Consider the following 23,687-nt stretch of genomic DNA (forward strand, 5'->3'; position numbering starts at 1 on the left):
GGTCAGTGATCCTGAGTGGTGGTGTCGACTGCGGTCAGAAACTCCAGCAGCGTCTGGTTGAAGTGTTCCGGCTGGTCCAGCGGCGTGGCGTGGCGTGAATCGGCAATCACCACCAGCCGCGCGTCGGGCAGCAGTTTTACGTAGTTTTCCTTCAGCGCCACCGGTGTGTAGTCCCGGTCGGCGCTGACGATGAGGGTTGGACAGGTGACCTTCGAAAGTCGTTCCTGGACTCCCCAGCCGACAATGGCATTGAAGCTGGCGAGATAAGCATGTTTGTCGTTTTTTGCCCAGCGATCGGCCATTTTTTGTCGCAAATCGGCCTGCTCGGGTTTGGGGAAAAGCTTGCCGCCCAGTGCCTTGCCAATGGTGCGCAGGCTGAGTGCGTGCATCAGGCTCCAGCGCTTGAACCACTGCCAGTAGTCATCGCGGCTGCGCAACTTGACCTCGGGCGCGCTGTTGACGATGCACAGGCTCTTGAGCAGTTGCGGCTGATCCACGCCCAGCTGGAAGCCGATCATGCCACCCATGGACAGGCCGACATAGTGTGCCGGACCGAGATTGAGGTGTTCGATCAGTGCAATCAGGTCAGCGCTGAATCCGGCAATGCTGTAGCGCTCCCGGGGCTTGTCCGAACGGCCGTGACCACGCACATCCGGGACGATCACCCGGTAGCGGGTGGCGAGTGCCGGGATCTGTTTTTCCCAGTCCAGGGTGCTGGAGCCGAGGCCATGGACCAGCAGCAGCGGCGTGCCGTGGCCATATTCCTCATAGTGCAGGTTACAACCTTCGTGTTCGAAATAGGCCATGCATACACTCCGTGTCAGGCTTGTTCGGGGGCGGCGAACGGTGCGTCCAGTGGTGCGGTGTCAAACGTACGCAGCAGTTCGATGAGGATCTGCGTGGCCGGCCCCAGCGGTTTGTCCTTGTTCGAGTACAGGTAAAAGCTCGGGTTACGGCTGCCGCCCTGATCCAACGGTAGCAGCTTGAGCGTACCTTCCTTGAGTTCCCGTTCGATCATGTGCCTGGGCAGCCAGGCAAACCCCAGGCCGCTGCTGACGAAGGTCGCGGCGGTGGCCAGGCTGCCGACGGTCCAGCGTTGTTCGGCACCGAGCCAGCCGACGTCCCGTGGTTGCTGGCGGCCCGAGTCGCGGATCACCACTTGCATCTGGCTTTCCAGGTCCTGAAAGTTCAGTTCGCGGTTGAGGCGGTGCAGGGGATGCTCCGGGTGGGCGACCGCGACGAACTCGACGTCACTCAATTCCGCGCCCAGGTAACCGGGAATACTGAAACCCGTGATGGCCAGGTCGGCCACGCCTTCGAGCAGGACTTCCTCCACCCCCGACAGCACTTCCTCACGCAGGCGCACCCGACAGCCACGGCTTTGCGGCATGAACGCGGTCAAGGCGCGGACGAGGCGGGCGCTTGGGTAGGCGGCATCGACCACCAGGCGCACTTCGGCTTCCCAACCCTGCTCCATGTGATGGGCCAGGTCTTCAAGTTGACTGGCCTGTTTCACCAGTTGCCGGGAGCGGCGCAACAGCACGCCACCGGCTTCGGTCAGCACGGCTTTGCGTCCGTCGATGCGCAGCAACGGCACGCCCAGTTGATCCTGCATGCGGGCCACGGTGTAGCTGACTGACGATTGCGAGCGATGCAGCGCCTCGGCGGCCTGGGCGAAACCACCGTGATCGACCACGGCCTGCAGTGTTCGCCATTGATCAAGGGTCACGCGGGGCGCTTTCATGTTGAGCTCCTCTTGTCCTAAGCTGGCAGCCCTTATTGGAGGCTGCTGAATGAAAAAATTCTGTTGTGTGCTGCTGGCGCTGCTGCCGTTGACGGCGTTTGCTTATCCGATTGATGTGCAGAAGAACCTCAACGGAATGAAGATCGACTACGAAACCTTCGACACCGATAGCGATATCGGCTCCATCCGGGTCGCCAACTACGGCGACGTCGATGCGAGCTGCAAGGCGGTTTTCAGCAATGGCCCGGAAGCCCCCCGCACTCGCAAGCTCGATGTACCGGCCGGCAAACACAAAAACGCCACGGCCAAATTCAGCCGCAACATCATCAAATTGCGCATCGAGCTGACCTGCACCCCGAAATGAACTCAATCCCCTGTGGGAGCAGGCTCGCTTCCACAGGAGCATGGCTTGCTTATAAACGAATTTCTTGATGGGTTATAGCAGTTATTTGCGCTTTTTCATCGATATGACTCTGTTTAACCTTCACTCCATCGACCTACAGCATTCTCAGATGGAGGCTACATCCCATGTCCCGCGTTCTGATCATCGAAAGCAGTGCCCGTCAGCAAGACTCGGTTTCCCGTCAACTGACCCAGACCTTCATCAGCCAGTGGAAAACCGCTCACCCCAATGACCAGATCACCGTCCGGGACCTGGCCGTCAAGCCGGTGCCGCACCTGGACATCAACCTGCTGGGTGGCTGGATGAAATCCGCCGAGCAGCGCAGCGACATCGAACAGGCGTCCCTGGAACGTTCCAACCAATTGACCGACGAATTGCTCGCCGCCGATGTGCTGGTCATGGCCGCGCCGATGTACAACTTTGCGATCCCCAGCACCCTGAAAGCCTGGCTCGACCATGTACTGCGTGCCGGCGTGACCTTCAAGTACACCGAAACCGGTCCGCAAGGCCTGCTCAGCGGCAAGCGTGCGTATGTGTTGACGGCCCGCGGCGGCATCTATGCCGGTAGCACTGCCGATCACCAGGAACCGTACCTGCGTCAGGTCATGGGTTTCATCGGCATCCACGACGTGACGTTCATCCACGCCGAAGGCATGAACCTGGGCGGTGACTTCCAGGAGAAAGGCCTGAACCAGGCGAACGCCAAGCTTTCGCAAGTGGCTTGACCAGTTAATCGCCAGATAATCGCTGGATGGTCTAGTGACTTGGCGCAACCCTTCAAGCCTGTACGCGCATCGAACCTCCCTTCGCACTTGTTGCTCCTGAGTGCTCTGGCCCGATTGAACGCTTTAGCGAGATCGGGCTTTTTTTTGCCTGCGATCTGACGAACACCTACAAAACCCTGTGGGAGCGAGCTTGCTCGCGATTGGGTGTGTCAGACAAGGTGTTGTCGACTGGCACTCAGTCATCGCGAGCAAGCTCGCTCCCACAGGGTTTTACGTGTTTTCCGACAGCTTTCGGGGATCGCGATTCAAAGCAAAACCCGTTATCGTCGCCGCCATTCGAAATGAGGCGAGCATGGGCTATCTACTTTTTGTCACGCTGATCCAGGCGTTTTCCTTCAGTTTGATCGGCGAATACCTGGCCGGTCATGTCGACAGTTATTTTGCAGTCTTGGTACGAGTGCTGCTGGCAGGGCTGGTGTTCATCCCGCTGACCCGCTGGCGCTCGGTAGAGCCGGCATTCATGCGTGGCATGCTATTGATCGGCGCGTTGCAGTTCGGCGTGACCTACGTCTGCCTGTACCTGAGCTTTCGCGTACTGACGGTGCCGGAAGTGTTGCTGTTCACCATCCTCACGCCGCTGCACGTGACCCTGATTGAAGATGCACTGAACCGTCGCTTCAATCCCTGGGCCCTGGTCGCGGCACTGGTGGCGGTGGCGGGGGCGGCCGTGATCCGCTTTGACCGGATCAACCCGGACTTCTTCATGGGGTTCATGTTGCTGCAACTGGCCAACTTCACCTACGCCGCCGGGCAGGTGCTCTATAAACATCTGGTCGCGCGCCACCCGAGCTATCTGCCGCATTACCGGCGTTTCGGCTTCTTCTACCTCGGCGCACTAGCCGTGGCGCTACCGGCGTTCCTATTGTTCGGCAAACAGAACTTCCTGCCCGAAGCACCGTTGCAATGGGGCGTGCTGCTGTTCCTCGGCCTGGTCTCGACCGCTTTGGGGCTCTACTGGTGGAACAAGGGGGCGTGCCTGGTCAACGGCGGGACCCTGGCGGTGATGAACAACCTGCATGTGCCGGTGGGGTTGCTGATCAACCTGCTGATCTGGAACCAGCATGAAGAACTGGGGCGGTTGTTGCTCGGCGGTTCGGTGATATTGCTGGCGGTGTGGATCAGTCGGTTGGGTATACGCAAGCCTTTGGCCGTTCACTAAACCCTGTAGGAGCGAGGTTGCTCGCTCCTACAGGACATTGTGTGATTTCAAAAAATCACTTCGGCGCCAATTGATCCACCAGAAACCCGATAAACGCCCGGGTCTTCTGCGGCACCCGCCGTGCCGACGAATACACCGCATTGATGGTGATCGCCGGAGCCTGCCATTCACACAACACTGGCACCAGTCGCCCGGCCGCCAGCGCATCCTCGACGATGAAGTCGGGCAGCAGGGCGATGCCCATGCCAGCTTCGGCGGCCTGTGCGAGCAGGTCGCCATTGTTGGCGTGCAGTGGGCCGGTGACGTTCACCCGCTGGGTTTCTTTGCCATTGCACAGTTGCAGGCTGACACCGCTCTGCAGATACCCGTAGTTCAGGCATTGATGGGCGCGCAGGTCCTGCGGAGTCTGCGGGACGCCCGCGCGCTCAAGATAAGCAGGGGATGCCACCATGATGCGCGGCGCGGGTGCCAGTTGCCGGGCAATCATCGTCGAGTCGGGCATGCTGGCGATGCGGATGGTCACGTCAAACCCACCCCGCACGGGATCGACTTGCTGGTCGCTGAGCACCAGTTGCAGTTCGATGTTCGGGTTCTGCTCATGAAACAGCGGAATCAACGGCCCCAGTCGCCGAAGACCGAACGACATCGGCGCATTGACCCGTAACACACCGCGTAACTCGCCGATGCCGTCACGGGCGCGTTGCTCGGCCTCGTCCAGTGCCGCCAACACCTCCCGTGCTGCATCGAAATATTCGGCTCCGGCCTCGGTCAGGTGCAGGCTGCGGGTGGTGCGTTGCAGCAACTGCACACCGATGGCTTCTTCCAGCGCCTGAATCTGTTTGCTGACTTTCGAGCGCGGCACGTCCATGGCCCGGGCGGCGGCGGCGAAGCCGTTCTCGCCAACCGTGACGACGAAGGCACGCATGCATTCGATGCGATCCATTTTGTCCCTATTTTAGAATCAATTATTCTCGATTTTAGGTGATTGTCCCTTTTATCGCCAGCCCCTAAAGTGACATCCAAGCCGACAACAACGCCGCAGAAGGCAACGTCGACCAACCCCTGACCCATTCGAAGTATCGACATCAAAAGGAACGCGCCATGTCTATTCGTGAACTGCTCAACCCAACCAATTCCGCCCTGATCCTGATCGACCATCAGCCGCAAATGGCATTCGGCGTTCAGTCCATCGATCGCCAGACCCTGAAGAACAACACCGTGGGCCTGGCCAAGGCGGCGAAGATCTTCAACGTGCCGACCATTTACACCTCGGTCGAAACCGAAAGCTTCAGCGGTTACATCTGGCCCGAATTGCTGGCTGTGCACCCGGATCAAAAGCCGATCGAGCGCACGTCGATGAACTCCTGGGAAGACAAGGCATTGGTCGACGCAGTGAAGGCCACCGGTCGCAAGAAGCTGATCATTGCCGCGCTGTGGACCGAGGTCTGCCTGACCTTCCCGGCACTGGAAGCCCTGGCTGAAGGCTACGAGGTGTACATCGTCACCGACGCCTCCGGCGGCACCAGCAAGGAAGCCCACGACATGTCGGTGCAACGGATGATTCAGGCAGGCGCGGTACCGGTGACCTGGCAACAAGTGTTGCTCGAATACCAGCGTGACTGGGCGCACAAGGATACTTACGAGGCCGTGATGGAACTGGTGCTGGAGCACAGCGGCGCGTACGGGATGGGTGTGGATTACGCCTACACCATGGTGCACAAGGCACCGCAACGGCAGGTAAAGTAACCCGAAAATTCTGAAAACGATGTAACCCCTGTGGGAGCGAGCTTGCTCGCGATTGCGGACTGTCAGACGACACATATGTTGACTGACACGCCCTCATCGCGAGCAAGCTCGCTCCTACAGTTTTTTTGTAGTGTTACATCACGCTTTTTTCGACTTCGGGAATGTGACTTGCACCCAGCACTGCCGGCAGCAGCCCGGCCCGCAAATCCGTACCACTCGGCTGCTGATACAGGCTCAAGCCAAACTCCGGCAGCACCGCCAGCAGGTAGTCGAAAATATCCCCCTGAATCCGCTCGTAGTCGGCCCACGCCGTGGTGCGGGTGAAGCAATAGATTTCCAGCGGAATACCCTGGGCCGTGGTCTGCATCTGGCGCACCATGCAGGTCATGTTCGGCTGGATCTCCGGGTGACTCTTCAGGTAGGCCAGCGCATAGGCGCGGAACGTGCCGATATTGGTCATCCGCCGGCGGTTGGCGGACATGGCCGCGACGTTGCCCTGGGCTTCGTTCCAGGCCTTGAGTTCGGCCTGTTTGCGGGTCATGTAGTCGGTGAGCAAGTGCACCTGGGACAGTTTCAACTCCTCGTCGTCACGCAGAAAGCGTACGCCGCTGGTATCGATGAACAGGCTGCGCTTGATCCGGCGGCCGCCGGAAGCCTGCATGCCGCGCCAGTTCTTGAACGACTCGGACATCAGGCGCCAGGTCGGGATCGAGACGATGGTCTTGTCGAAGTTCTGCACCTTGACCGTGTGCAAGGTGATGTCCACCACATCGCCGTCGGCGCCCACCTGGGGCATCTCGATCCAGTCGCCGACCCGCAGCATGTCATTGCTGGTCAACTGCACGCTGGCGACGAACGATAGCAGCGTGTCCTTGTAGACCAACAGAATCACCGCCGACATGGCACCCAGGCCCGACAGCAGCAACAGCGGCGAGCGGTCGATCAGCGTAGCGACGATGATGATCGCGCCAAACACGTACAACACCAAATTCGCCAGTTGCACATAGCCCTTGATCGAACGGGTGCGGGCGTGTTCGGTGCGGGCGTAGATATCCAGCAGGGCATTGAGCAGGGCGCTGACCGCCAGCAGCAGAAACAGGATGGTGAACGCCAGCGCGACGTTGCCTAGGAACACCATCGCGGTTTTACTCAGCTCCGGCACCAGGTGCAGGCCGAACTGGATCACCAGTGACGGTGTCATTTGCGCCAGGCGCTGGAACACCTTGTTGTGGCGCAAGTCGTTGACCCAGTGCAGTGCGGGTTGACGGCCGAGCATTCTGCTGGCGTGCAGGATCAAGTAGCGCGCCACTCGTCCGAGGACCAGCGCAATGATCATCAACACCATCAGCGCCAGGCTGGCATGCAGGAGCGGATGCTGGTCGAGAGTGCCCCAAAGGTCTTTTGCGTTGAGCCAGAGCTGTTTGATATCCATGTGCAAAAACGATTCTTCTGTAGGTCGCGATAGAGCGATTAGAGCATGAAAACAACAGCGCGCAGACATAGCCAATGGAGCCATGTGTGCACTTGTGCGACACAAAAATTTAGGAAAGGAAATCACGTCCGTTCGTCGAACCTGTCAAATATGACAGTAGACAGTGCAAAAGTAAGACCCTTTTAATGTGATCTGCAGATTGGCATTCGCCACTGTGTTTTTACATAAGGAGTGTTGATATGGAAGCGGCATATAAAATTATACCAATGACACTTGTAGTGCCTGAAACTACTAACGCTGCTAAGACACCCTTCAGGGATGGAAGGGAGGAGTTTGAAAGGGAACTTCGCCTTAACCCAGGTGAAAGTTATGATTTGGGCAATGGACTTACTGCGCGCGCACTAAAAGAAGGGAATGGCCGTGGATTTTTTACATGGGACCACAATGTTCAGGAACCAAGCTGGGGTAAAAAATGTCTCGCTGTAAGCGGGGGGATTGTGTTCTTTCATTTCAAAGATCCTGTGTCAAGCGTCAGCTTTTCCTATGCTAATGTTAAGACGGTAGGTTTTCTATGCCACTATTATTATCAAGAGAAAGATGGTCCCCGTAGTGACCTTATTCTTTTACCGTCAAACGGTGATCCTCTTAGTCCGAAAGATGTATCGCTGAGCAGTGAACGGGGAATTGAATATGTTGCATTCGGTGGCTATGATCACCTTGATCCGTTGTTCATCGATAATTTAAAGTGGGCGATATAAATCGATTTTAAGCTGGCTAATAATCGCATTATTTTTTGCTCGAAAAAAGGGGGGTGTACCCGCAGTCCCCTTTTTGAATGAGTGCCTCATTTTTTGTCAGCGGCCAAAATCTTCCTAGTTGAGAAGTGTTAGCAGCTGATTTGATGGTTGCCCGTGGATTTCATCCTTACCCAATGGCAAATTTTTCCTATTGATAATCACTGAAAACCTTTGTGATTTCAGCTTCGACACGTGATTTACGAAGGATTACGCTCCATGGCGGCAACATTTTCACAAAGAAACTCGGCCTGAGCGCTCGAAACCGTTACCCTATGCAGCTGTTTTTTCGCATTTCTTCGAGGTAGCACCCGTGTTTTCCCAATTCGCCCTGCACGAACGCCTGCTCAAAGCCGTGGCCGAGCTGAAATTTGTCGAGCCAACGCCTGTGCAAGCCGCGGCCATTCCGCTGGCGCTCCAAGGGCGTGACCTGCGGGTGACGGCGCAAACCGGTAGCGGTAAAACCGCTGCATTCGTTTTGCCCATCCTCAACCGTCTGATCGGCCCGGCGAAAATCCGCGTCAGCATCAAGACCCTGATCCTGCTGCCGACCCGCGAACTGGCCCAGCAGACCTTGAAAGAAGTTGAACGCTTCTCGCAGTTCACCTTCATCAAGTCCGGCCTGATCACCGGCGGCGAAGACTTCAAGGTCCAGGCCGCGATGCTGCGCAAGGTGCCGGACATCCTGATCGGTACGCCGGGCCGGATGATCGAGCAGTTGAACGCCGGCAACCTCGACTTGAAAGAAGTTGAAGTACTGGTGCTCGACGAAGCCGACCGCATGCTCGACATGGGCTTCGCCGAAGACGTTCAGCGTCTGGTGGACGAGTGCACCAACCGTCAGCAGACCATGCTGTTCTCTGCCACCACCGGTGGTTCGGGCCTGCGCGAGATGATCGCCAAGGTCCTGAACAACCCTGAGCACTTGCAGCTCAATGCGGTCAGCCAACTGAACGACACCACCCGCCAGCAAATCATCACCGCTGACCACAACCAGCACAAAGAACAGATCGTCAACTGGCTGCTGGCCAACGAGACCTACCAGAAGGCCATCGTCTTCACCAACACCCGGGCCATGGCCGACCGTATCTACGGCCGCCTGGTGGCGCAGGAATACAAAGCGTTCGTGCTGCACGGCGAGAAAGACCAGAAGGATCGCAAACTGGCGATCGACCGCCTTAAGCAGGGCGGCGTGAAAATCCTCGTGGCTACCGACGTCGCCGCTCGCGGTCTGGACGTAGATGGCCTGGACCTGGTGATCAACTTCGACATGCCGCGCAGCGGCGACGAATACGTGCACCGTATCGGTCGTACTGGTCGCGCCGGTAACGATGGCCTGGCCATCTCGCTGATCTGCCATGGCGACTGGAACCTGATGTCGAGCATCGAACGCTACCTCAAGCAGAGCTTCGAGCGCCGCACCATCAAGGAAGTCAAAGGCACCTACGGCGGACCGAAAAAGGTCAAGGCCTCGGGCAAGGCCGTCGGCGTGAAGAAGAAAAAGACCGACGCCAAGGGTGACAAGAAGAAAACTGCCGCCAAGACACCGACCAAGCGCAAGAGCGCGAACCGGCCGAAGAGCGATTCCCTGGTCAGCAAGGACGGCATGGCCCCGCTCAAGCGCCGCAAGCCGGAAGCGCCGGCGGCTGAGTAAGTCGTTGCAAGCGACCCATAAAAAACCCGGACAGTGTCCGGGTTTTTTATGTCTGATGATTATCAACTCTCGGTTTTCTTTTCTGCCGAGTCCAACTCCTTCAAGCGCTGATCGATTAACTGACACTTGTCCGGCAGGTCCTTGGCGGCAGTGCCCAGGTCCATTTTCTGCAACTCGTCGTTGATCTCCTTGGCCTTGGTCGGGTTCTGCTCGGTGAGCCTGGCCACTTCCCGGGCCAGTTGTTCGCGTTTGGCGGTGGCTTCCTCGAGGGTGCAGGCCCAGGCGGGCAGGGCGCAAGCGAGGGTGATGGCGAGGGTCAGCTTGCTCAGGATTTTCATAAGTGTCCTCTGTTCCGGTAACGGCAGATATCCGGTTGAGGGGACAACGGCAAGAAAAGTTCAGCCGAGGTGGCGGATGTATCCCGTATAGGGTACCCAACAAAAAACCGGACAATGTCCGGTTTTCTGCACTCGACTAAACGGTGAGAGAGTCGATCCCGTTTACTCAAGCCTCGATCACTTGACCGCAATGAATCCTCTTTCCATTGAAATATGCTTATTTCCATATTTATGAAAAATCGGCACTACACGAGCCGAGGCACTGCAGACTTTCTGTAACAGATCGATGGGGCGCTGGCCCATTGCAGCAATCTCCCACTCAGCACCTTTCAAGAAAGGCACACCGTAATGGAAGCTTCCAATTGTTGAGAAGCCGATCTCATGTAATGTTTTTTCGATGAGTTCTTTGGAGTGGAATACGTGTTTTGACCAGTTTTCAGGGCACCAGTTTTTCCACAGTTGTGCGCCAACAGCTTCCATGTTCGGCATCGAAAAAAGTAACCTGCCGTTATTTTTCAAGGCGGAAAATGACTTCTCAAGCATAGGCCTTGGATCAATGAAATGTTCCAGGACACCCCAGTGAACGACGGTGTCGTATTGCTGATCGGGTATCCAGTTGCATATGTCTGCGTTGAGGAAGTGGCCTGAGCATTGATTGATATCAAAGAGCTCCTTGACGACTTTCAGACCTTCATCGGAGAAATCGAGAGCGGTGACGTCTGCGTCCATCCATTTTTTCATGGACAAGAGGCGTTTGTTTTCGCCGCCACCTCCCAGTTCCAGAATACGAGAGCCCTTGATCGAGCCAAGCCTCTCATGAATCAACCTGGCGAAGAGGCCATTTTTCCCGTAGTAGAAGTCTGAACCGCTCAAGGTGGACAGCGAGGACTGTGCAGGGGACCACACACTGTCCCAATAGCTTTCGTCAGTCACTTTATTCTGGTCTTGTCGTCCTGACACAATTCTCTCCAATTATTGTTTTAGTGCTGTAACAGTCGGACAGCCTTGAGCGTAGCTTAAAAAAATGACAGTTCTCCGGTCATTTCTTCGGTTGAGCGCTATTTATTTTCGGGTGGGTCGGGCGCTCTTCGCGAGCGGGCTCACTCCCACAGGGGGGACTGTGGCGAGCACAAGTCCAATCTGGGCGCGAGCCGGCTCCGGGCGGCGCTCCGACGAGAGCCTCGATTCCGTTTCAAGGCTACCCCCCATGGCAGCAACTGGGGGTCGCCTGTTCTTCGTACCGGTCGTGATGCCGCACCCACTCCATGATTTCCTCCTCGTTGCGACCCTTGGGCGTCAGATCCAGGTAGTTGTAGGCGCCGACCAGCATGTCCAGGCCTCGGGCATAGGTGGAGTAGGTATGGAAAATTTCTCCGGCGTCATTGCGATAAAACACACTGAGACCGGGGAGTTCCTCCTCGGCACCGTCGGTTTTTTCGTAGTTGTATGTAGCCTTTCCGGCGGCGACGTCTTCGGCTCGGGCGGTGACGCCAAAGTCGTAGTTGAAATCGCAGCCTTCGGACGATACCCAGTCGAACTTCCAGCCCATGCGCCGTTTGAACGCCTGGAATTCGGCGAACGGTGCGTGGGAAACCGCTACCACGGCCACGTCGTGGTGGGCCAGGTGCTGGTTGGCGCCGTCGATGTGATCGCTCAGGTACGAGCAACCGGGGCAGCCCTCATCCCAGCCCTCGGCGAACATGAAGTGGTAGATGACCAACTGGCTGCGCCCCCCGAACAGGTCCGCCAGTTTCAGTTCGCCGTCGGGTCCCTGGAAGTGGTAGTCCTTGTCGATTTTCACCCAGGGCAGGGCGCGGCGTTCGGCACTGAGTCTGTCCCTTTCCCTGGTGAAGGCTTTTTCGTGGGCCAGGTGCTCTTTGCGGGCGGCGACCCATTCTTCCCGCGATACGACGGGATGGTTCTGAATGTTCATGTTGTTTTCTCCTGCGTGGGGCGGGGAGGTGACTTACACAGCCTAGTCGTTTAGCTTGCATGGATTTCGACATGCCGCCGGTCGGTCGTCTGCAAACGCCCGGCTGAACGGTGGCCGGGCGTACCGGTCACAACCTGTAAGGCCCGTTCAATTGCACGGGCATCAATCGAACGGACACCGGAGGTTGAATCAGGATGACGACTTACAACTGGGACTTGATTGAGCGCTTGCTGCATGAAGTGCAAAACAGCGCGGGCCACAGCTTCACGCCGCGGCCTTACGCCGAACAGCATGCCGCGCAGAAGGCCGCGGAAGGCGAGCCGATTGAAAATCTTGATCACTTGAAAACGGTGGCTGGAGAGTACGAAAAGTTACTGTTGGCGCGTGGCTATATCGCGCCGCGACCTGAAGACGAAGGTGGCACGGGCACCAATTACATTCTGACGGCGCGGGGTTCGCGTTTGTTGAGCCTGATCGACAGCAGTATTCCCGGCAATGATCACCCGCGGCAGGTGCTGGACGAGCAAGAAGATGCGCTGGATGAGATGACGTTTGATGAGGTAGCGTCGAAAGCGCAGATTGCCTGATTTTTTGGATCCCACATGCGACCTGTATTGCAGTCAGTCTTGTTTCGCTGCTTTCAGGCACTTCAAGTCGTTGAAGTCCTTCCTCACACCTTCAATTTTCTTCAGCAACCGTGCGCGCTGGTTTGGCGTGCTTTCAGCCATCAGATCCACGAACAGTGAACGCGCCTGGGCTTCGGTGTTGGTAAAGGCCTGTCGATAGGCAGGTGTCCACAACTTCTCACGATTGACCAAAAGTGTTTCGATTCGTTGTGGAAATTGTGGACTCTGGCGTTGGGCAACGGCTGCGCTGAACTGCTTCTGCCAATGGACCCGGTTGGCAAGCCACTGGGTGTACTGCTCGCCCAAGGCGCTGGACCATGTGGCTACACGCTGTTGCTGGGTGGTGCTCAGTGGTCCGAGCCAGGCATTCAGGCGCTTCTCCATGCGCGCGCCGCGCTCCTTGATCTGCTGGTCGAGGGAGGGTTTGAGGTATTCCTCCTGGCGTTTGCGCCGGTCCTTGGCGAAGGCGTCGTTTATTTCGGCGACTTGTTTGTCATCCAGCCTTTGCAGTAACTCGATGGCCGACGGAGTGATTTCTCGCGCGGTCTCGGCGATCGCCTGTTCGGCTTCGTTGGCGCGGGCCTGTAAGGCGGCATCGGTGACCTGGTTGGTAGCGACCATGGTTTGCAGGCGGCCCAGCCAGTCGAGATAGCTGGGTAGTTGGGTGGTGCAGTGCCAGCTCAGGTGTTCCTTCAGGCGCTCGTCCAGCCAGATTTTCTGGTCGCCGTTCATGTCCAGGTAGTCGCTGAGCGTCCAGGGGATGATCACATCGAGATTGCGGTAGGCCAGGCCCACGCGGCTGCACGCGCCGAGGGCAAGGGTAACGGTCAACACAACGGCGATATGTTTGAACCAGCGGGACATGGGCGATTCCTTGCGAAAGCCAGTCTTCGGGGTCTGATTCTCATGTGATCCCGGGAGGCGCCCGGCAGTTCAGCCGATCAATAGAACGCGTGTTCGGCCTTGAGCGTCACCAGCCCGTCGCACTGGCTGTTGTGCCCGGCATAGGCCGAGCAACTGCTGCCGCTCAGGTTGGAGTCACTGTAAATCAGGTCAAGGTCGATGCCCATGAACGGGCGGGACAATTTCAGCGACCAATCGGTAAAACTGCCTACATACCCACCATCCACCACCACTGGCGTATTGAATTGGTGGGCGGTGTATTTCAGGCTGATGCCGACACCGAACGGTTGATTGCCGCTCAAGTCAGCGAACAGGGTGTTGTTCTGTTTGTCCGGGTCATTGCTGAAGGCGATGCCGAAACGGCTGCCGAGCAAGGTCAGGCCGCCGAACAGTTCCTGGCTGTCAGGAGTCGTGACTTCGGGGTAGCTGTAGCGGATCAGGCCCACTTCGTAGCCGAGGGTTTGGTCGAAGGGGTGTTTAAAACCCATATAGGAGTCGATCTCGAGGTCTTTCCCCGGGCTGATGCCCATGCTGGGCGACCATTGGCCCACGTAGAAACCGCTGTCGTGGCTCAGGTCCAGGCCACCGTGAAACGAGCCGACGGCCGAGGGTTTGACCAGGCCCTGGGCCATGCTGCGGGTGGGGGTGGTGCCAAGCTTGAGGTCGAAGCCCCCCAGCTCACGCTGAAAGATTTGTGCCTGTGCTACGGAGCATGCCAGCAGGCTGCCGAGCAATGCCGAAAGGTAGAAAGATTTGAGCATGCGTCACTCCATGAACTGCGAGGGCAGGCTGGTGAACCCGCTGAAACGCTTGATCCAGACGTGTGCAAGGATACCGGCGAATGATCGGCAATGAAGGCCGTTCGTCGATTTCTACGGGATTTGAGGGGGGGGGCAGCAGGAGTAACGAGGGTTCCAGTCCAAGCGCTTCGAGGCTCAAAGCGCTTTGGGACCAGGTGACGCGAGGGGATTACTTTTTGCCCAGGGTGATCTGCTTGGACGGACCGAACGTCTGGCCGCTGACGCCTTTGGCAATTTGCTGGATTTCACCGCCGGACTTGAGGAACGCAGCGATCTGGCTGTTGATCGATTCGCTGGTTTCGACGGCTGGAGCTGGCTTTGCTTTGCTGGTGGATGCTTTTACGCGCATGGCGGCCATTAACCTGTAGAAAATTAACTTGGCCAGGCATCGTACAGGAATTGCCTGATAATTGCTTGGCAAATATCCCCTCGACATATTCGTGAGGTCGGGTATTTAGTCCCCGGCCAATATTCGAAATATGCACCTAAGCCGCTGTTTTAAATAATAACATTGCCTTGAAAAATACCGCGTCACGCTTGCCTGGGCATGGCGTAAATGCCCGGAACGGCCTGACGAGCGGACGAGGTGCGATGAAAATCCGGGAAAATTAAGGTCTTCAGGGCGATTTTCTCGCGCCACCGGGCCGGCTGCCGAACGCGGCGCTTAAAACCGGGTAGAATGCCGCCCACGCAATGAGGGTATTGGACATGGCTTTAGTCGGGCGTTACAACAGTTTGCAAGTGGTTAAACACACTAACTTCGGTTTATATCTGGACGGTGGCGCGGATGGCGAAATCCTTCTGCCTAATCGTTATATTCCAAAAGATATTCCTACCGAAGATGAAGACTGGCTCAACGTTTTTATTTATCTGGACAGTGATGACAAGCTCATCGCAACTACTGAAAAGCCGAAAGTTCAAGTCGGTGAGTTCGCCAGTTTGAAAGTTGTTGAAGTCAACAGCATCGGCGTATTCCTGGACTGGGGGTTGCCGAAAGACCTGTTGCTGCCGTTCTCCGAAGAGAAGCGCCAGATGACGGCGGGCGAGTATGTGGTGGTGCACGTCTATCTCGACAAGCACACCCGTCGCATCACCGCGACCGCGCGCCTGGACCGCTACCTGGACAAGACCCCGGCCAACTACACCGCGGGCCAGGAAGTGGATCTGCTGGTGGCCGAAGCCACGGACATGGGCTTCAAGGCCATCATCAACAACAAGCATTGGGGCCTGATCCACAAGAACGAAATCTTCAAGTTCATGCGCGCCGGTAAAGAAGAAAAGGGCTTCATCAAGGAAGTGCGCGCCGACGGCAAGATCAGCCTGAGCCTGCAACCGGTCGGGCAGGACGCGGCCACCAGCCTGAACTCGAAGATCCTCGCCAAGTTGCGCGAAAACAACGGCACCCTGGCGGTGAGCGACAAGAGCGATCCGGCGTTGATCAGCAGTCTGTTCGGTGTCAGCAAGGGCAACTTCAAGAAGGCCATCGGTGCGTTGTACAAGAATGGCCAGATTGTCATTCATGCCGATCGCATCGAACTCAGTTGATGCACTGACAAGACAGAGGGCCGGGATGGCGCAAGCAGAGCAGTAGAGGTCTCTGGCGGGCGGCATTTTCCGGCCTTCTGGTTAATAATCGACAACATGATTCTTCGCCCTGGTGTTTTCTTTTCAACTAGAAGGCCGGGGCTTTGCTTTTTTTCTGCCGAGTCTTTGCCATGGATTGTGTCTTCGAGGTGTTCCGGTGATCGCCACCCGGCGCAGCGCCGACGGGTTTGCCCTGCAAGTGATGGTCGGGTTGTGCCTGATCTGGGGCGTGCAGCAGGTGATGATCAAGTGGGCGGCGGCTGATATCGCGCCGGTGATGCAGGCGGCCGGACGTTCCGGTATGTCGGCGTTGCTGGTCGGGCTGCTGATCTGCTGGAAGGGCGGCTGGAACCAGGTGGGTACAACCTGGCGTGGCGGTCTGTTGGCCGGTGCCTTGTTTGGCCTGGAGTTCTTCTTCATTTCCGAAGGCCTGCAACTGACCACGGCGGCGCACATGTCGGTGTTCCTCTACACCGCTCCGATCTTCACCGCATTAGGGGTGCACTGGTTGCTGCCCAGTGAGCGATTGCGACCCTTGCAATGGCTGGGGATTGTCCTGGCATTTATCGGGATTGCCATCGCGTTTGCCGGTGGGGTGTCCTGGGACAACCTTGATTACCGCATGTTGATGGGCGATGCCTTGGGTGTGCTGGCGGGTGCCGCCTGGGGCGCGACCACGGTGGTGGTACGCGCCTCGCGCCTGTCGGAAGCGCCAGTGACCCTGACGCTGTTCTATCAGCTGATTGTCGGCTTCTTCGGCTTGTTGTTGATTGCGCTGCTCAGCGGCCAGATCACCCATGTCAGCCTGACCCATGTGGCGGTGGCCAGTGTGCTGTTTCAGGGCGTGGTCGTGTCGTTCTTCAGTTACCTGGTCTGGTTCTGGCTGCTGCGCCGTTACCTGGCGGCCAACCTTGCGGTGTTTTCGTTCATGACGCCGTTGTTCGGCGTCACCTTCGGTGTGGTACTGCTCGGCGAGGAACTGAGTCTGAACTTCGTCATCGGTGCCGTTCTGGTATTGGCGGGTATCACTTTTGTCAGCGCCGAGCAGTGGTTGCGCCGTCGTTTGCGCAAAGCCCTCGGGCAGCATTGACCGGCGCGAGCAATAGACCGCCGGCGATCAATAAGCCGCAGCCGGCGACCACCAGTGCCGGCTGTAAACCGCCACTGAAATGACTACTTAGCGCCGCCAGCAATGGCCCGCTGAGCTGGCCCACGGCAAAGCAAGCTGTCAACAGACCGGCATTGCGTTGGGTCGCGTGAGGCGCCAGCTCCCGGGAGCGTTGCATCACCAGTTGCATACAGGCCAGGAACGGCGTACCGCACAGGATTACACCCAGCGCCAGGCCTGGACCGTTGCCCAGCAAGCAGGCGAACACGCCAGCGGCTTGCAGCCATAACGTCGCCATCAGCCAGTGACCCGTGGCACCAGGTTTTTGCCGACGCAGACTCACCAGCACCACCCCCATGGCAGCGGCAAGACCAAAGCATGGCCAGAACAGGTCAGCCTGCCATTGGCCATGGAATTGCGCGTTGGCTATTTGCGACAAAAAGGTCGCCGGGATGATGTAGCCCAATCCGTACAAGGCATAGATCCAGCCCAGGCGAGCGATGCCGTGATTGCCCGAGGCGCTGGCGCTGGGTGCAGCAGTCGCGGTGACACTCGGTTGTGGCAGGATCGGCAGGATCCCCAGCAGCATCGCCAGCCCCGTGGCGGCGTACACCAGCCACAAGGTGGCAGAAGTCTGGCCCAGCAGATTCGAGCCCAGGGCCAACAGACCTGTCAGAAAAATCCCCAAACCGGGTCCGGCGAAGACCAAGGCTCCGAGCCGAGGACGACCAGCCGCTGCCGCGAGGGGTTGGCTCAGGGCGGTAATCATCACCAACACCCAGGCGCTGGCCACGCCGGTGCCGAAGCGCAGCAACAGGTGCGACCAGAAACCATTGGCCCAGAACGACGCCAGGGTCAGCAGCACGCACAGCCACAATCCGCCGAACAAGCGTCGGCGCACTTGTGGCGGACGCCGGGAAAACATGGCATCCACTGCGCCGATGAAATAACCGAGGTAGTTGGCGGCGGCAATCAGCCCGGCGGCAGTCAGGTCGATCTGGCCTTCGCTGAGCAGGTGCGGCAGCTGTGGTGTCAGGGCAAAACGGCCGATGCCCATGGCCATCATCAGGGCAACGAAGCTGGCGGATAAGCGGATCAGGGGAGACATGGTCTGGAGTCCGTCTGGAGGATCAATGACCATCAGGCTAGGACTGATTGACTTTCTTTAAAAATGAATAATAGTGAGTAACTTGTTCTTTTTTGGAGAGTGTCGTGGAGTTCAGCCAATTGCGCATCTTCCAGGCGGTGGCAGAGGAAGGATCCATAACCCGTGCCGCCGAACGGCTACATCGAGTGCCGTCGAACCTGTCGACCCGGCTCAAACAGCTGGAAGAGCAATTGGGTGTCGAACTGTTCCTGCGCGAACGTCAGCGCTTGCAGTTGTCGCCTGCGGGAAAAGTCCTGCTGGACTACACCGCCAGGCTGTTTGCCTTGCGCGACGAAGCCAGTGCGGCAGTGCAGGGCGGGCAACCGGCGGGAGACTTCGTGCTCGGCACCATGTACAGCACGGCGGCAATTCACCTTCCGGGGCTATTGGCGCATTACCACCGTTTGTATCCGGCGGTGAACCTGCAAGTACAATCCGGCCCCAGCGGTGAACTGCTCGAAGGACTGCTCACCGGTCGACTCGATGCGGCGCTGGTGGATGGCCCGCTGGAACTGGCCGGACTCGACGGGGTGCCCTTGTGCGACGAGCGCCTGGTGCTGATCAGCGAGGCCGACCATCCGCCCGTGCGCAGTGCGCTGGACGTGCAAGGTCGCTCGGTGTTCACCTTTCGCCAGGGCTGCTCCTACCGCATGCGCCTGGAAGCCTGGTTCGCCCATGATCATGCGGCCATGGGCCGGGCGATGGAGATCGAGTCCTATCCGGGAATGCTGGCGTGTGTGATTGCCGGTTCCGGTGTGGCGCTGATGTCGGAGTCGATGCTCGCCAGTCTGCCGGGCCGTGAGAGTGTGGCCGTACATCCTTTGGCCGAACCGTTCGCCAGTGCTACCACCTGGCTGATGTGGCGCAAGGGCATGGTCGGGGCCAATCTGAATGCCTGGATCGAGCAGCAACAGGTGGTTTTTCCACCGGCACATGTGCGGGCGCAGGACATTGCCTGAACGCAGGCTGATTTTGATGGATTCAGTAACAGATCATTGTGACTTTGCGCGAGCATTGCGTAGGACTTCGGACTATTATCTGTACGAAGGGGCTACAGTACTTTGGCCGCTCGGCACTACCCTGAAGGGGGCACCATGAAAGAGAAAATCCAAAACTGGCTGCATGACTTGGGCGTTGCTCTCGGTTTGATCGAGCCGCCTCTGCAACCCGTGCCTGTTCGTACTGACGACGAACAACGTCGGCGCCAGCAGCGGCGCCGGTAATGGCAGATAACATCTGACAGGTGAAAGGTTTTCCCGTGGCGAGGGAGCAAGCTCCCTTGCCGCTTCGTGTACGTTTGATTACCAGACTTAGTACCGCCCGATCTCCAGCAAGAACCTGCTCAAATCATTCGCCGTCCTGGCGGTCTTGAGCATCCGGTCTTCTTCCACGGTAAACGCCGTGACACCCAGTTCATCTTCCAGATGGAAGATCAGTTCTTCGATATCATTTTTATCCAATCCCAACTGCGCCAGACTGACGTTGTCGTCGAAGTCATCCCGGCCTTCCAGCAGGCGGCTGATGTAGCGATGTACGACAGCACGAAGGGCAGCTTCTTTCATGATCGTTCTTCGAGGAAGTGGGTTCAGCTCTCCCTGCCGGTGCAGTTCCTGCCGTTGAGTACAGCAGGCTTTAGCCGTGTGAGCGCAGCCATTGGTCGATCATGCTACGCAAATGCTCCCCGGAAAAACTGCCGAAGTGCCCGCCATGCACCGTGCGGATCGATAGCGTGTGCAAACGTTGCAGGCTGCAGGCGTAGTCATCGAGATTGGAGTGGTAGGCGTCTTCGATTAGCGGGCCGTCGTAGATGATGTCGCCGCTGAACAAGGTCTCTGTGGCGGCTTCGTACAGGCAGATGCCACCGGGCGAGTGTCCCGGTGTGTGCACGACCTGCAACACCCGATTGCCCAGGTCCAGCACATCGCCATCTTCGACAAACCCCGTGGCCGGTGCGGCCTTGACCCGGTATTCGGCGTAGCACAGCGGGCAATCCGGGTGCGCCTCGAACATGTCGTCGCCGACAAAGGCTTTGCTCAGGTCGTTGTTGCCATCGGGTGCCGCGAGAATGTCCGCCTCGGCCGGATGCACCAGCCGTTCAGCGAATTCGTGATGACCGGCGATGTGATCGAAATGGCAGTGGCTGGCAACAGCCACCAGCGGCCGTTCGGTGATCCACGGCAGTTGCTCGCGCAGACTGACCAAGCCTGAACCGCTGTCGAGCAGCAGGTCTTTGTCACGGCCCTGGATGTACCAGAGGTTGCAGCGGTAGAAAGGCCGGATGTACGGCTCGTGGATCAGGCGGATGCCGTCGCTGAGCGATTTCACCTCGAACCACTGGTCACGAGAAACAATCTTCATGAACGTTTTCTCCAGGCGAAAAAAAACGAGTGTGGCAACCGACGCCACACTCGTCGAAGAAAGCATCAAGTCGTTATGTTCAGCTTAGGCAGCGCTGGCCACTGCTGCCGTGCGGCGGGACATCAAACTCACCACCACGAAACTCACCAGGCCTACACCGAGGCTGTAGTAGATCGGGGTGTTGGCGTCCAGACCGTCCTTGAACATGAACAGCAGCGCGGTGGCAAAGCCCATGCCCATGCTGGCGATAGCGCCGGCGGTGGTAGCGCGTTTCCAGAAGATCGCACCCATCAGCGGGATCAGCATGCCGCCTACCAACAGGTTGTAGGCCAGGGTCAGGGCGCTGATCACGTCGTTCACGATCAGAGCGATGCCCAGTACCACGATGCCGGTCAACAGGGTGAACAGGCGGTTGATCGCCAGGCTCGACTGTTTACCGCCACGCAGTTTCGGCAGCAGGTCTTCGGTCAGGGTGGTGGCGGCGGCCAGCAGGCCGGCGCTGGCGGTGGACATCATGGCGGCCAGTGCGGCAGCGATCACCAGGCCACGGATACCGTCCGGCAGGGACAGTTTCACGATCGCAGCGAAGGCGTTGTTGACGTTGTCGAGATCCGGGATCAGTACGTGTGCAGCCATGCCGATCAGGGCGCAGGCCAGGCCGTAGAGGATGCAGTAGATACCGGCAGCGGTACCGGCAACCTGAGCCACTTTGGCGGTCTTGACGGTGAACACCCGTTGCCAGATGTCCTGACCGATCAGGATGCCGAAGAAGTAGATCATGAAGTAGGTGATGATGGTGTCCCAGCCGATGGTGGTGAAGCTGAAGCTCGCCGCCGGCAGTTTCATTACCAACTCATCCCAACCGCCAACGCGGTACAGGCAGATCGGCAACAGGATGAACATCAGGCCGACAGTCTTGATCACGAACTGGACGATGTCGGTCAGGGTCAGGGACCACATGCCGCCAATGGCCGAGTAGATCACCACGACGCCACCACCGAGCAGTACCGAGATCCAGAACGGCAGGCCGAACAGCACTTGCAGCACGGTGCCGATTGCCAGGATCGAGGTCACGCCGATCATCAGCGCGTAGGCCAGCATGATTACCGCGCTCGCGGAGCGGGCCATCGGGTTGTAGCGTTTTTCCAACACCTGGGTAACGGTGTAGATCTTCAGTTTCAGCAGCGGTTTGGCGAGGAACAGGTTTAGCGCGACGATCCCGCAACCCAGTGCGGCGCACAGCCAGAAACCGGAGATGCCATGCACGTAGCCCAGACGCACGGTGCCCACGGTGGACGCGCCGCCCAGAACGGTGGCGGCCATGGTGCCCATGTACAGGCTTGGGCCCAGGTTACGACCGGCGACCAAAAAGTCTTCGTTGGTCTTGGCCTTGCGCATGCCGTAGTAGCCGAGTATCAGCATCGCGGCGGCGTAGATGAGTACGACGAATAAATCCAAAGCCATTGTGGCGTGTCTCCGATTGTCTTTTTTATGTGAGGCTGAAAATCAGTCCCTGTGGGAGCGTGGCTTGCCCGCGATGGGGACACCGCGGTCTGTCAGGCTGACCGCGTCATCGTTCATCGCGGGCAAGCCCGCTCCCACAGGTAGTGCGTTTAATGCGTTTATCAGGCGACTTGTCGCATCGCCGGTTCAGCGAGCGAATCCGTGCTCTTGTTGCGAAGGTCGTTCGGGCCGTACACAGCGCTTGCTTCCGGGAACACTTTGAGCAACACCAGGTACACCACCGAGGCCAGGCCCAGGGTCACCGGCAGGCTGATGTCGATGCCACCGGCCATTTCGCCCAGTGGACCGACAAACTGCCCCGGCAGGTTCACGAAGCACAGGCCGACGGCCGCACTCGGGATCCAGGCACCCAGGCCACGCCAGTTCCAGCCGTGGGTGAACCAGTAGCGGCCACCTTTCTCGCCACGGGTGAACACTTGCAGATCATCCGGGCAGTAGAAGCCGCGACGCACCAGCAGGCCGATGATCATGATCACCATCCACGGGGTAGTGCAGGTGATGATCAGCACGGCGAAGGTCGACACGCTCTGCACCAGGTTGGCCGCGAAACGCCCGATGAAGATGAAGGCAATCGACATCACACCGATCAGCAGCGTGGCCTTGACCCGCGACAGCACCCGAGGGAACACGCTGGACATGTCCAGGCCTGTGCCGTACAGCGAAGTGGTGCCGGTGGACATGCCGCCGATGACCGCGATCAGGCACACCGGCAGGAAGAACCAGCTCGGCGATACCGCCAGCAGGCCGCCGACATAGTTGTTGGCCGCGATGTAGTCCGGTGCCTTGACCGCTACGATAGTGGCGGTGACGAGGCCGAACAGGAACGGAATCAGCGTGGCGAGTTGCGCGGCAATCACCGACACCATGATCCGGCCTTTGGGCGTATCACGGGGGATGTAGCGCGACCAGTCACCGAGGAACGCACCGAAGGAGATCGGGTTGCTCATGGCGACCAATGCTGCCCCGATGAACGCGGCCCAGAATCCGGCCTGGCCCATGGCTACGGTGCCGGCGTACTGACTGTCGAATGCAGGGGCGAAAGCGAAAACGCCCAGCAGGAACAGCAGGCTGGCCGCCCATACTGCAATGCGGTTGACCCACAGCATGAAGCGGAAACCATAGATGCACACGGTCAATACCAGCAGCGCGAACAGACCGTAGGCCAGGCCCAGGGTCAGATCGGTTTCCGGTAGATCGATCAGGCGTTTGGCACCGCCCACCAGCGCATCGCCCGAACTCCAGACGGAGAGCGAGAAAAACGCGATAGCGGTCAGCAGCGACAGGAACGAACCGACGATTCGCCCGTGCACGCCAAAGTGCGCACCGGAAGAGACAGCGTTGTTGGTGCCGTTGATGGGCCCGAACAGGCCCATTGGCGCCAGGATCAGCGCACCAAGTACCACACCCAGCACAATCGCCCAGACACCAGCCTGAAAGGACAGGCCGAACAGCACCGGGAAACTGCCGAGCACGGCGGTGGCAAAGGTGTTGGCGCCGCCGAAGATCAGGCGAAACAGATCGCTGGGCTTGGCGTCACGCTCATTGTCCGGGATCTGTTCAACCCCGTTTGTTTCGATGCTGCTAAGGCTTTTTTCGTTGTTTTTGTTATTCATGATCAGCTCCGATCATAAAGGCGCGCTCATCGTGCG

26 protein-coding genes are annotated in these 23,687 nt (G+C 58.3%); 11 read left to right on the plus strand and 15 right to left on the minus strand.

What is annotated here, in order from left to right:
* Positions 1-2: 2 nt before the first annotated feature.
* Positions 3-806: an alpha/beta fold hydrolase gene (locus AC3WTM_RS23760; RefSeq protein ID WP_102671257.1), complete on the minus strand. Its 804-nt coding sequence runs from the start codon at positions 804-806 to the stop codon at positions 3-5.
* Between the two features lie 14 nt (positions 807-820).
* Positions 821-1,744, minus strand: a complete 924-nt coding sequence (locus AC3WTM_RS23765) for a PA3225 family LysR-type transcriptional regulator (protein WP_095058943.1) — start codon at positions 1,742-1,744, stop codon at positions 821-823.
* Between the two features lie 49 nt (positions 1,745-1,793).
* Here AC3WTM_RS23765 and AC3WTM_RS23770 point away from each other — a divergent pair, with 49 nt between their 5' ends.
* The 3 genes from AC3WTM_RS23770 to AC3WTM_RS23780 all read left to right on the plus strand — a co-directional run bounded on the left by AC3WTM_RS23770 (position 1,794) and on the right by AC3WTM_RS23780 (position 4,091).
* A complete protein-coding gene (locus tag AC3WTM_RS23770) occupies positions 1,794-2,108 on the plus strand; it encodes a 3-phosphoglycerate kinase (protein ID WP_102671256.1) in 315 nt (104 codons plus the stop codon).
* 164 nt (positions 2,109-2,272) lie between these two features.
* On the plus strand, positions 2,273-2,872 hold the full coding sequence (locus tag AC3WTM_RS23775; RefSeq protein WP_102671255.1) for an FMN-dependent NADH-azoreductase: 600 nt from the start codon (positions 2,273-2,275) through the stop codon (positions 2,870-2,872).
* Positions 2,873-3,224: 352 nt separating this feature from the next.
* Positions 3,225-4,091 carry a carboxylate/amino acid/amine transporter gene (locus AC3WTM_RS23780; RefSeq protein WP_102671254.1) on the plus strand — a complete coding sequence of 289 codons (867 nt, stop codon included), beginning with the start codon at positions 3,225-3,227 and terminating at the stop codon, positions 4,089-4,091.
* Between the two features lie 55 nt (positions 4,092-4,146).
* Here AC3WTM_RS23780 and AC3WTM_RS23785 read toward each other — a convergent pair whose 3' ends face one another.
* Positions 4,147-5,034, minus strand: a complete 888-nt coding sequence (locus AC3WTM_RS23785) for a LysR family transcriptional regulator (protein WP_102671253.1) — start codon at positions 5,032-5,034, stop codon at positions 4,147-4,149.
* Positions 5,035-5,192: 158 nt separating this feature from the next.
* On the opposite strand from AC3WTM_RS23785, the gene AC3WTM_RS23790 reads away from it, so the two are divergent.
* Positions 5,193-5,837: a hydrolase gene (locus AC3WTM_RS23790; RefSeq protein ID WP_008018228.1), complete on the plus strand. Its 645-nt coding sequence runs from the start codon at positions 5,193-5,195 to the stop codon at positions 5,835-5,837.
* 133 nt (positions 5,838-5,970) lie between these two features.
* On the opposite strand, the gene AC3WTM_RS23795 is transcribed toward AC3WTM_RS23790, so the two are convergent.
* The gene (locus tag AC3WTM_RS23795) at positions 5,971-7,269 is read right to left on the minus strand and encodes a mechanosensitive ion channel family protein (protein WP_102671252.1); all 1,299 of its coding nucleotides are present in this window, start codon (positions 7,267-7,269) and stop codon (positions 5,971-5,973) included.
* Positions 7,270-7,508: 239 nt separating this feature from the next.
* On the opposite strand from AC3WTM_RS23795, the gene AC3WTM_RS23800 reads away from it, so the two are divergent.
* Positions 7,509-8,027 carry a hypothetical protein gene (locus tag AC3WTM_RS23800; RefSeq protein ID WP_102671251.1) on the plus strand — a complete coding sequence of 173 codons (519 nt, stop codon included), beginning with the start codon at positions 7,509-7,511 and terminating at the stop codon, positions 8,025-8,027.
* A 349-nt stretch (positions 8,028-8,376) separates the two neighbouring features.
* Positions 8,377-9,717 carry a DEAD/DEAH box helicase gene (locus AC3WTM_RS23805; protein ID WP_007972492.1) on the plus strand — a complete coding sequence of 447 codons (1,341 nt, stop codon included), beginning with the start codon at positions 8,377-8,379 and terminating at the stop codon, positions 9,715-9,717.
* A 62-nt stretch (positions 9,718-9,779) separates the two neighbouring features.
* Here the strand turns inward: AC3WTM_RS23805 and AC3WTM_RS23810 are convergent, their stop codons facing one another.
* The 3 genes from AC3WTM_RS23810 to AC3WTM_RS23820 form a co-directional block, all read right to left on the minus strand.
* Entirely contained in the window at positions 9,780-10,055 is a 276-nt protein-coding gene (locus AC3WTM_RS23810) for a hypothetical protein (RefSeq protein ID WP_102671250.1), read from the minus strand.
* Between the two features lie 177 nt (positions 10,056-10,232).
* Positions 10,233-10,988 (minus strand): class I SAM-dependent methyltransferase, encoded by a 756-nt coding sequence (locus AC3WTM_RS23815; protein WP_158247453.1) that lies wholly within the window; start codon positions 10,986-10,988, stop codon positions 10,233-10,235.
* 265 nt (positions 10,989-11,253) lie between these two features.
* Positions 11,254-11,988 (minus strand): DUF899 domain-containing protein, encoded by a 735-nt coding sequence (locus AC3WTM_RS23820; RefSeq protein WP_090453742.1) that lies wholly within the window; start codon positions 11,986-11,988, stop codon positions 11,254-11,256.
* Positions 11,989-12,182: 194 nt separating this feature from the next.
* On the opposite strand from AC3WTM_RS23820, the gene AC3WTM_RS23825 reads away from it, so the two are divergent.
* Positions 12,183-12,575, plus strand: coding sequence for a transcriptional regulator (locus AC3WTM_RS23825; protein ID WP_090453744.1), 393 nt, complete (start codon positions 12,183-12,185; stop codon positions 12,573-12,575).
* 33 nt (positions 12,576-12,608) lie between these two features.
* Here AC3WTM_RS23825 and AC3WTM_RS23830 read toward each other — a convergent pair whose 3' ends face one another.
* The 3 genes from AC3WTM_RS23830 to AC3WTM_RS23840 all read right to left on the minus strand — a co-directional run bounded on the left by AC3WTM_RS23830 (position 12,609) and on the right by AC3WTM_RS23840 (position 14,675).
* Positions 12,609-13,478 (minus strand): DUF6279 family lipoprotein, encoded by an 870-nt coding sequence (locus AC3WTM_RS23830; RefSeq protein ID WP_102671249.1) that lies wholly within the window; start codon positions 13,476-13,478, stop codon positions 12,609-12,611.
* Between the two features lie 77 nt (positions 13,479-13,555).
* Positions 13,556-14,278, minus strand: a complete 723-nt coding sequence (locus tag AC3WTM_RS23835) for a TorF family putative porin (protein ID WP_102671248.1) — start codon at positions 14,276-14,278, stop codon at positions 13,556-13,558.
* Between the two features lie 208 nt (positions 14,279-14,486).
* Positions 14,487-14,675, minus strand: a complete 189-nt coding sequence (locus AC3WTM_RS23840) for a PFL_1563 family small protein (RefSeq protein ID WP_015096330.1) — start codon at positions 14,673-14,675, stop codon at positions 14,487-14,489.
* Positions 14,676-15,025: 350 nt separating this feature from the next.
* On the opposite strand from AC3WTM_RS23840, the gene AC3WTM_RS23845 reads away from it, so the two are divergent.
* Positions 15,026-15,862: a CvfB family protein gene (locus AC3WTM_RS23845; protein WP_102671247.1), complete on the plus strand. Its 837-nt coding sequence runs from the start codon at positions 15,026-15,028 to the stop codon at positions 15,860-15,862.
* A gap of 196 nt (positions 15,863-16,058) precedes the next feature.
* Positions 16,059-16,991: a DMT family transporter gene (locus AC3WTM_RS23850; protein WP_102671246.1), complete on the plus strand. Its 933-nt coding sequence runs from the start codon at positions 16,059-16,061 to the stop codon at positions 16,989-16,991.
* Here AC3WTM_RS23850 and AC3WTM_RS23855 read toward each other — a convergent pair.
* The gene (locus AC3WTM_RS23855; RefSeq protein WP_102671245.1) at positions 16,936-18,117 is read right to left on the minus strand and encodes an MFS transporter; all 1,182 of its coding nucleotides are present in this window, start codon (positions 18,115-18,117) and stop codon (positions 16,936-16,938) included. The genes AC3WTM_RS23850 and AC3WTM_RS23855 overlap by 56 nt on opposite strands.
* A gap of 104 nt (positions 18,118-18,221) precedes the next feature.
* Between AC3WTM_RS23855 and ptrR the strand changes: the two genes are divergently transcribed.
* Positions 18,222-19,115: a putrescine utilization regulator PtrR gene (gene ptrR, locus AC3WTM_RS23860; protein ID WP_057715962.1), complete on the plus strand. Its 894-nt coding sequence runs from the start codon at positions 18,222-18,224 to the stop codon at positions 19,113-19,115.
* Positions 19,116-19,250: 135 nt separating this feature from the next.
* On the plus strand, positions 19,251-19,379 hold the full coding sequence (locus AC3WTM_RS23865) for a PA1414 family protein (protein ID WP_007972508.1): 129 nt from the start codon (positions 19,251-19,253) through the stop codon (positions 19,377-19,379).
* A gap of 87 nt (positions 19,380-19,466) precedes the next feature.
* On the opposite strand, the gene AC3WTM_RS23870 is transcribed toward AC3WTM_RS23865, so the two are convergent.
* The 4 genes from AC3WTM_RS23870 to AC3WTM_RS23885 form a co-directional block, all read right to left on the minus strand.
* Complete coding sequence (locus AC3WTM_RS23870; protein ID WP_102671244.1) at positions 19,467-19,718, minus strand: phosphopantetheine-containing protein; 252 nt, start codon at positions 19,716-19,718, stop codon at positions 19,467-19,469.
* Between the two features lie 70 nt (positions 19,719-19,788).
* The gene (locus tag AC3WTM_RS23875; protein WP_102671243.1) at positions 19,789-20,514 is read right to left on the minus strand and encodes an MBL fold metallo-hydrolase; all 726 of its coding nucleotides are present in this window, start codon (positions 20,512-20,514) and stop codon (positions 19,789-19,791) included.
* An 84-nt stretch (positions 20,515-20,598) separates the two neighbouring features.
* On the minus strand, positions 20,599-21,978 hold the full coding sequence (locus AC3WTM_RS23880; RefSeq protein WP_057715959.1) for a sodium:solute symporter family protein: 1,380 nt from the start codon (positions 21,976-21,978) through the stop codon (positions 20,599-20,601).
* Between the two features lie 161 nt (positions 21,979-22,139).
* Positions 22,140-23,651 (minus strand): purine-cytosine permease family protein, encoded by a 1,512-nt coding sequence (locus AC3WTM_RS23885; protein WP_102671242.1) that lies wholly within the window; start codon positions 23,649-23,651, stop codon positions 22,140-22,142.
* Positions 23,652-23,687: the final 36 nt, after the last annotated feature.

It is taken from the genome of Pseudomonas sp. EU05-FHT14B02 (genome assembly GCF_058791055.1).

Bases quoted from the DNA above. Each gene is read 5' to 3' on its own strand.
- AC3WTM_RS23765 (WP_095058943.1), bottom strand. From the start codon at position 1,744: ATGAAAGCGCCCCGCGTGACCCTTGATCAATGGCGAACACTGCAGGCC.
- AC3WTM_RS23825 (WP_090453744.1), top strand. From the start codon at position 12,183: ATGACGACTTACAACTGGGACTTGATTGAGCGCTTGCTGCATGAAGTG.
- AC3WTM_RS23795 (WP_102671252.1), bottom strand. From the start codon at position 7,269: ATGGATATCAAACAGCTCTGGCTCAACGCAAAAGACCTTTGGGGCACT.
- AC3WTM_RS23885 (WP_102671242.1), bottom strand. From the start codon at position 23,651: ATGAATAACAAAAACAACGAAAAAAGCCTTAGCAGCATCGAAACAAAC.
- AC3WTM_RS23785 (WP_102671253.1), bottom strand. From the start codon at position 5,034: ATGGATCGCATCGAATGCATGCGTGCCTTCGTCGTCACGGTTGGCGAG.
- AC3WTM_RS23790 (WP_008018228.1), top strand. From the start codon at position 5,193: ATGTCTATTCGTGAACTGCTCAACCCAACCAATTCCGCCCTGATCCTG.
- AC3WTM_RS23820 (WP_090453742.1), bottom strand. From the start codon at position 11,988: ATGAACATTCAGAACCATCCCGTCGTATCGCGGGAAGAATGGGTCGCC.
- AC3WTM_RS23780 (WP_102671254.1), top strand. From the start codon at position 3,225: ATGGGCTATCTACTTTTTGTCACGCTGATCCAGGCGTTTTCCTTCAGT.
- AC3WTM_RS23835 (WP_102671248.1), bottom strand. From the start codon at position 14,278: ATGCTCAAATCTTTCTACCTTTCGGCATTGCTCGGCAGCCTGCTGGCA.
- AC3WTM_RS23875 (WP_102671243.1), bottom strand. From the start codon at position 20,514: ATGAAGATTGTTTCTCGTGACCAGTGGTTCGAGGTGAAATCGCTCAGC.
- AC3WTM_RS23770 (WP_102671256.1), top strand. From the start codon at position 1,794: ATGAAAAAATTCTGTTGTGTGCTGCTGGCGCTGCTGCCGTTGACGGCG.
- AC3WTM_RS23800 (WP_102671251.1), top strand. From the start codon at position 7,509: ATGGAAGCGGCATATAAAATTATACCAATGACACTTGTAGTGCCTGAA.
- AC3WTM_RS23870 (WP_102671244.1), bottom strand. From the start codon at position 19,718: ATGAAAGAAGCTGCCCTTCGTGCTGTCGTACATCGCTACATCAGCCGC.
- AC3WTM_RS23845 (WP_102671247.1), top strand. From the start codon at position 15,026: ATGGCTTTAGTCGGGCGTTACAACAGTTTGCAAGTGGTTAAACACACT.
- AC3WTM_RS23840 (WP_015096330.1), bottom strand. From the start codon at position 14,675: ATGGCCGCCATGCGCGTAAAAGCATCCACCAGCAAAGCAAAGCCAGCT.
- AC3WTM_RS23865 (WP_007972508.1), top strand. From the start codon at position 19,251: ATGAAAGAGAAAATCCAAAACTGGCTGCATGACTTGGGCGTTGCTCTC.
- AC3WTM_RS23855 (WP_102671245.1), bottom strand. From the start codon at position 18,117: ATGTCTCCCCTGATCCGCTTATCCGCCAGCTTCGTTGCCCTGATGATG.
- AC3WTM_RS23775 (WP_102671255.1), top strand. From the start codon at position 2,273: ATGTCCCGCGTTCTGATCATCGAAAGCAGTGCCCGTCAGCAAGACTCG.
- AC3WTM_RS23880 (WP_057715959.1), bottom strand. From the start codon at position 21,978: ATGGCTTTGGATTTATTCGTCGTACTCATCTACGCCGCCGCGATGCTG.
- AC3WTM_RS23760 (WP_102671257.1), bottom strand. From the start codon at position 806: ATGGCCTATTTCGAACACGAAGGTTGTAACCTGCACTATGAGGAATAT.
- AC3WTM_RS23830 (WP_102671249.1), bottom strand. From the start codon at position 13,478: ATGTCCCGCTGGTTCAAACATATCGCCGTTGTGTTGACCGTTACCCTT.
- AC3WTM_RS23810 (WP_102671250.1), bottom strand. From the start codon at position 10,055: ATGAAAATCCTGAGCAAGCTGACCCTCGCCATCACCCTCGCTTGCGCC.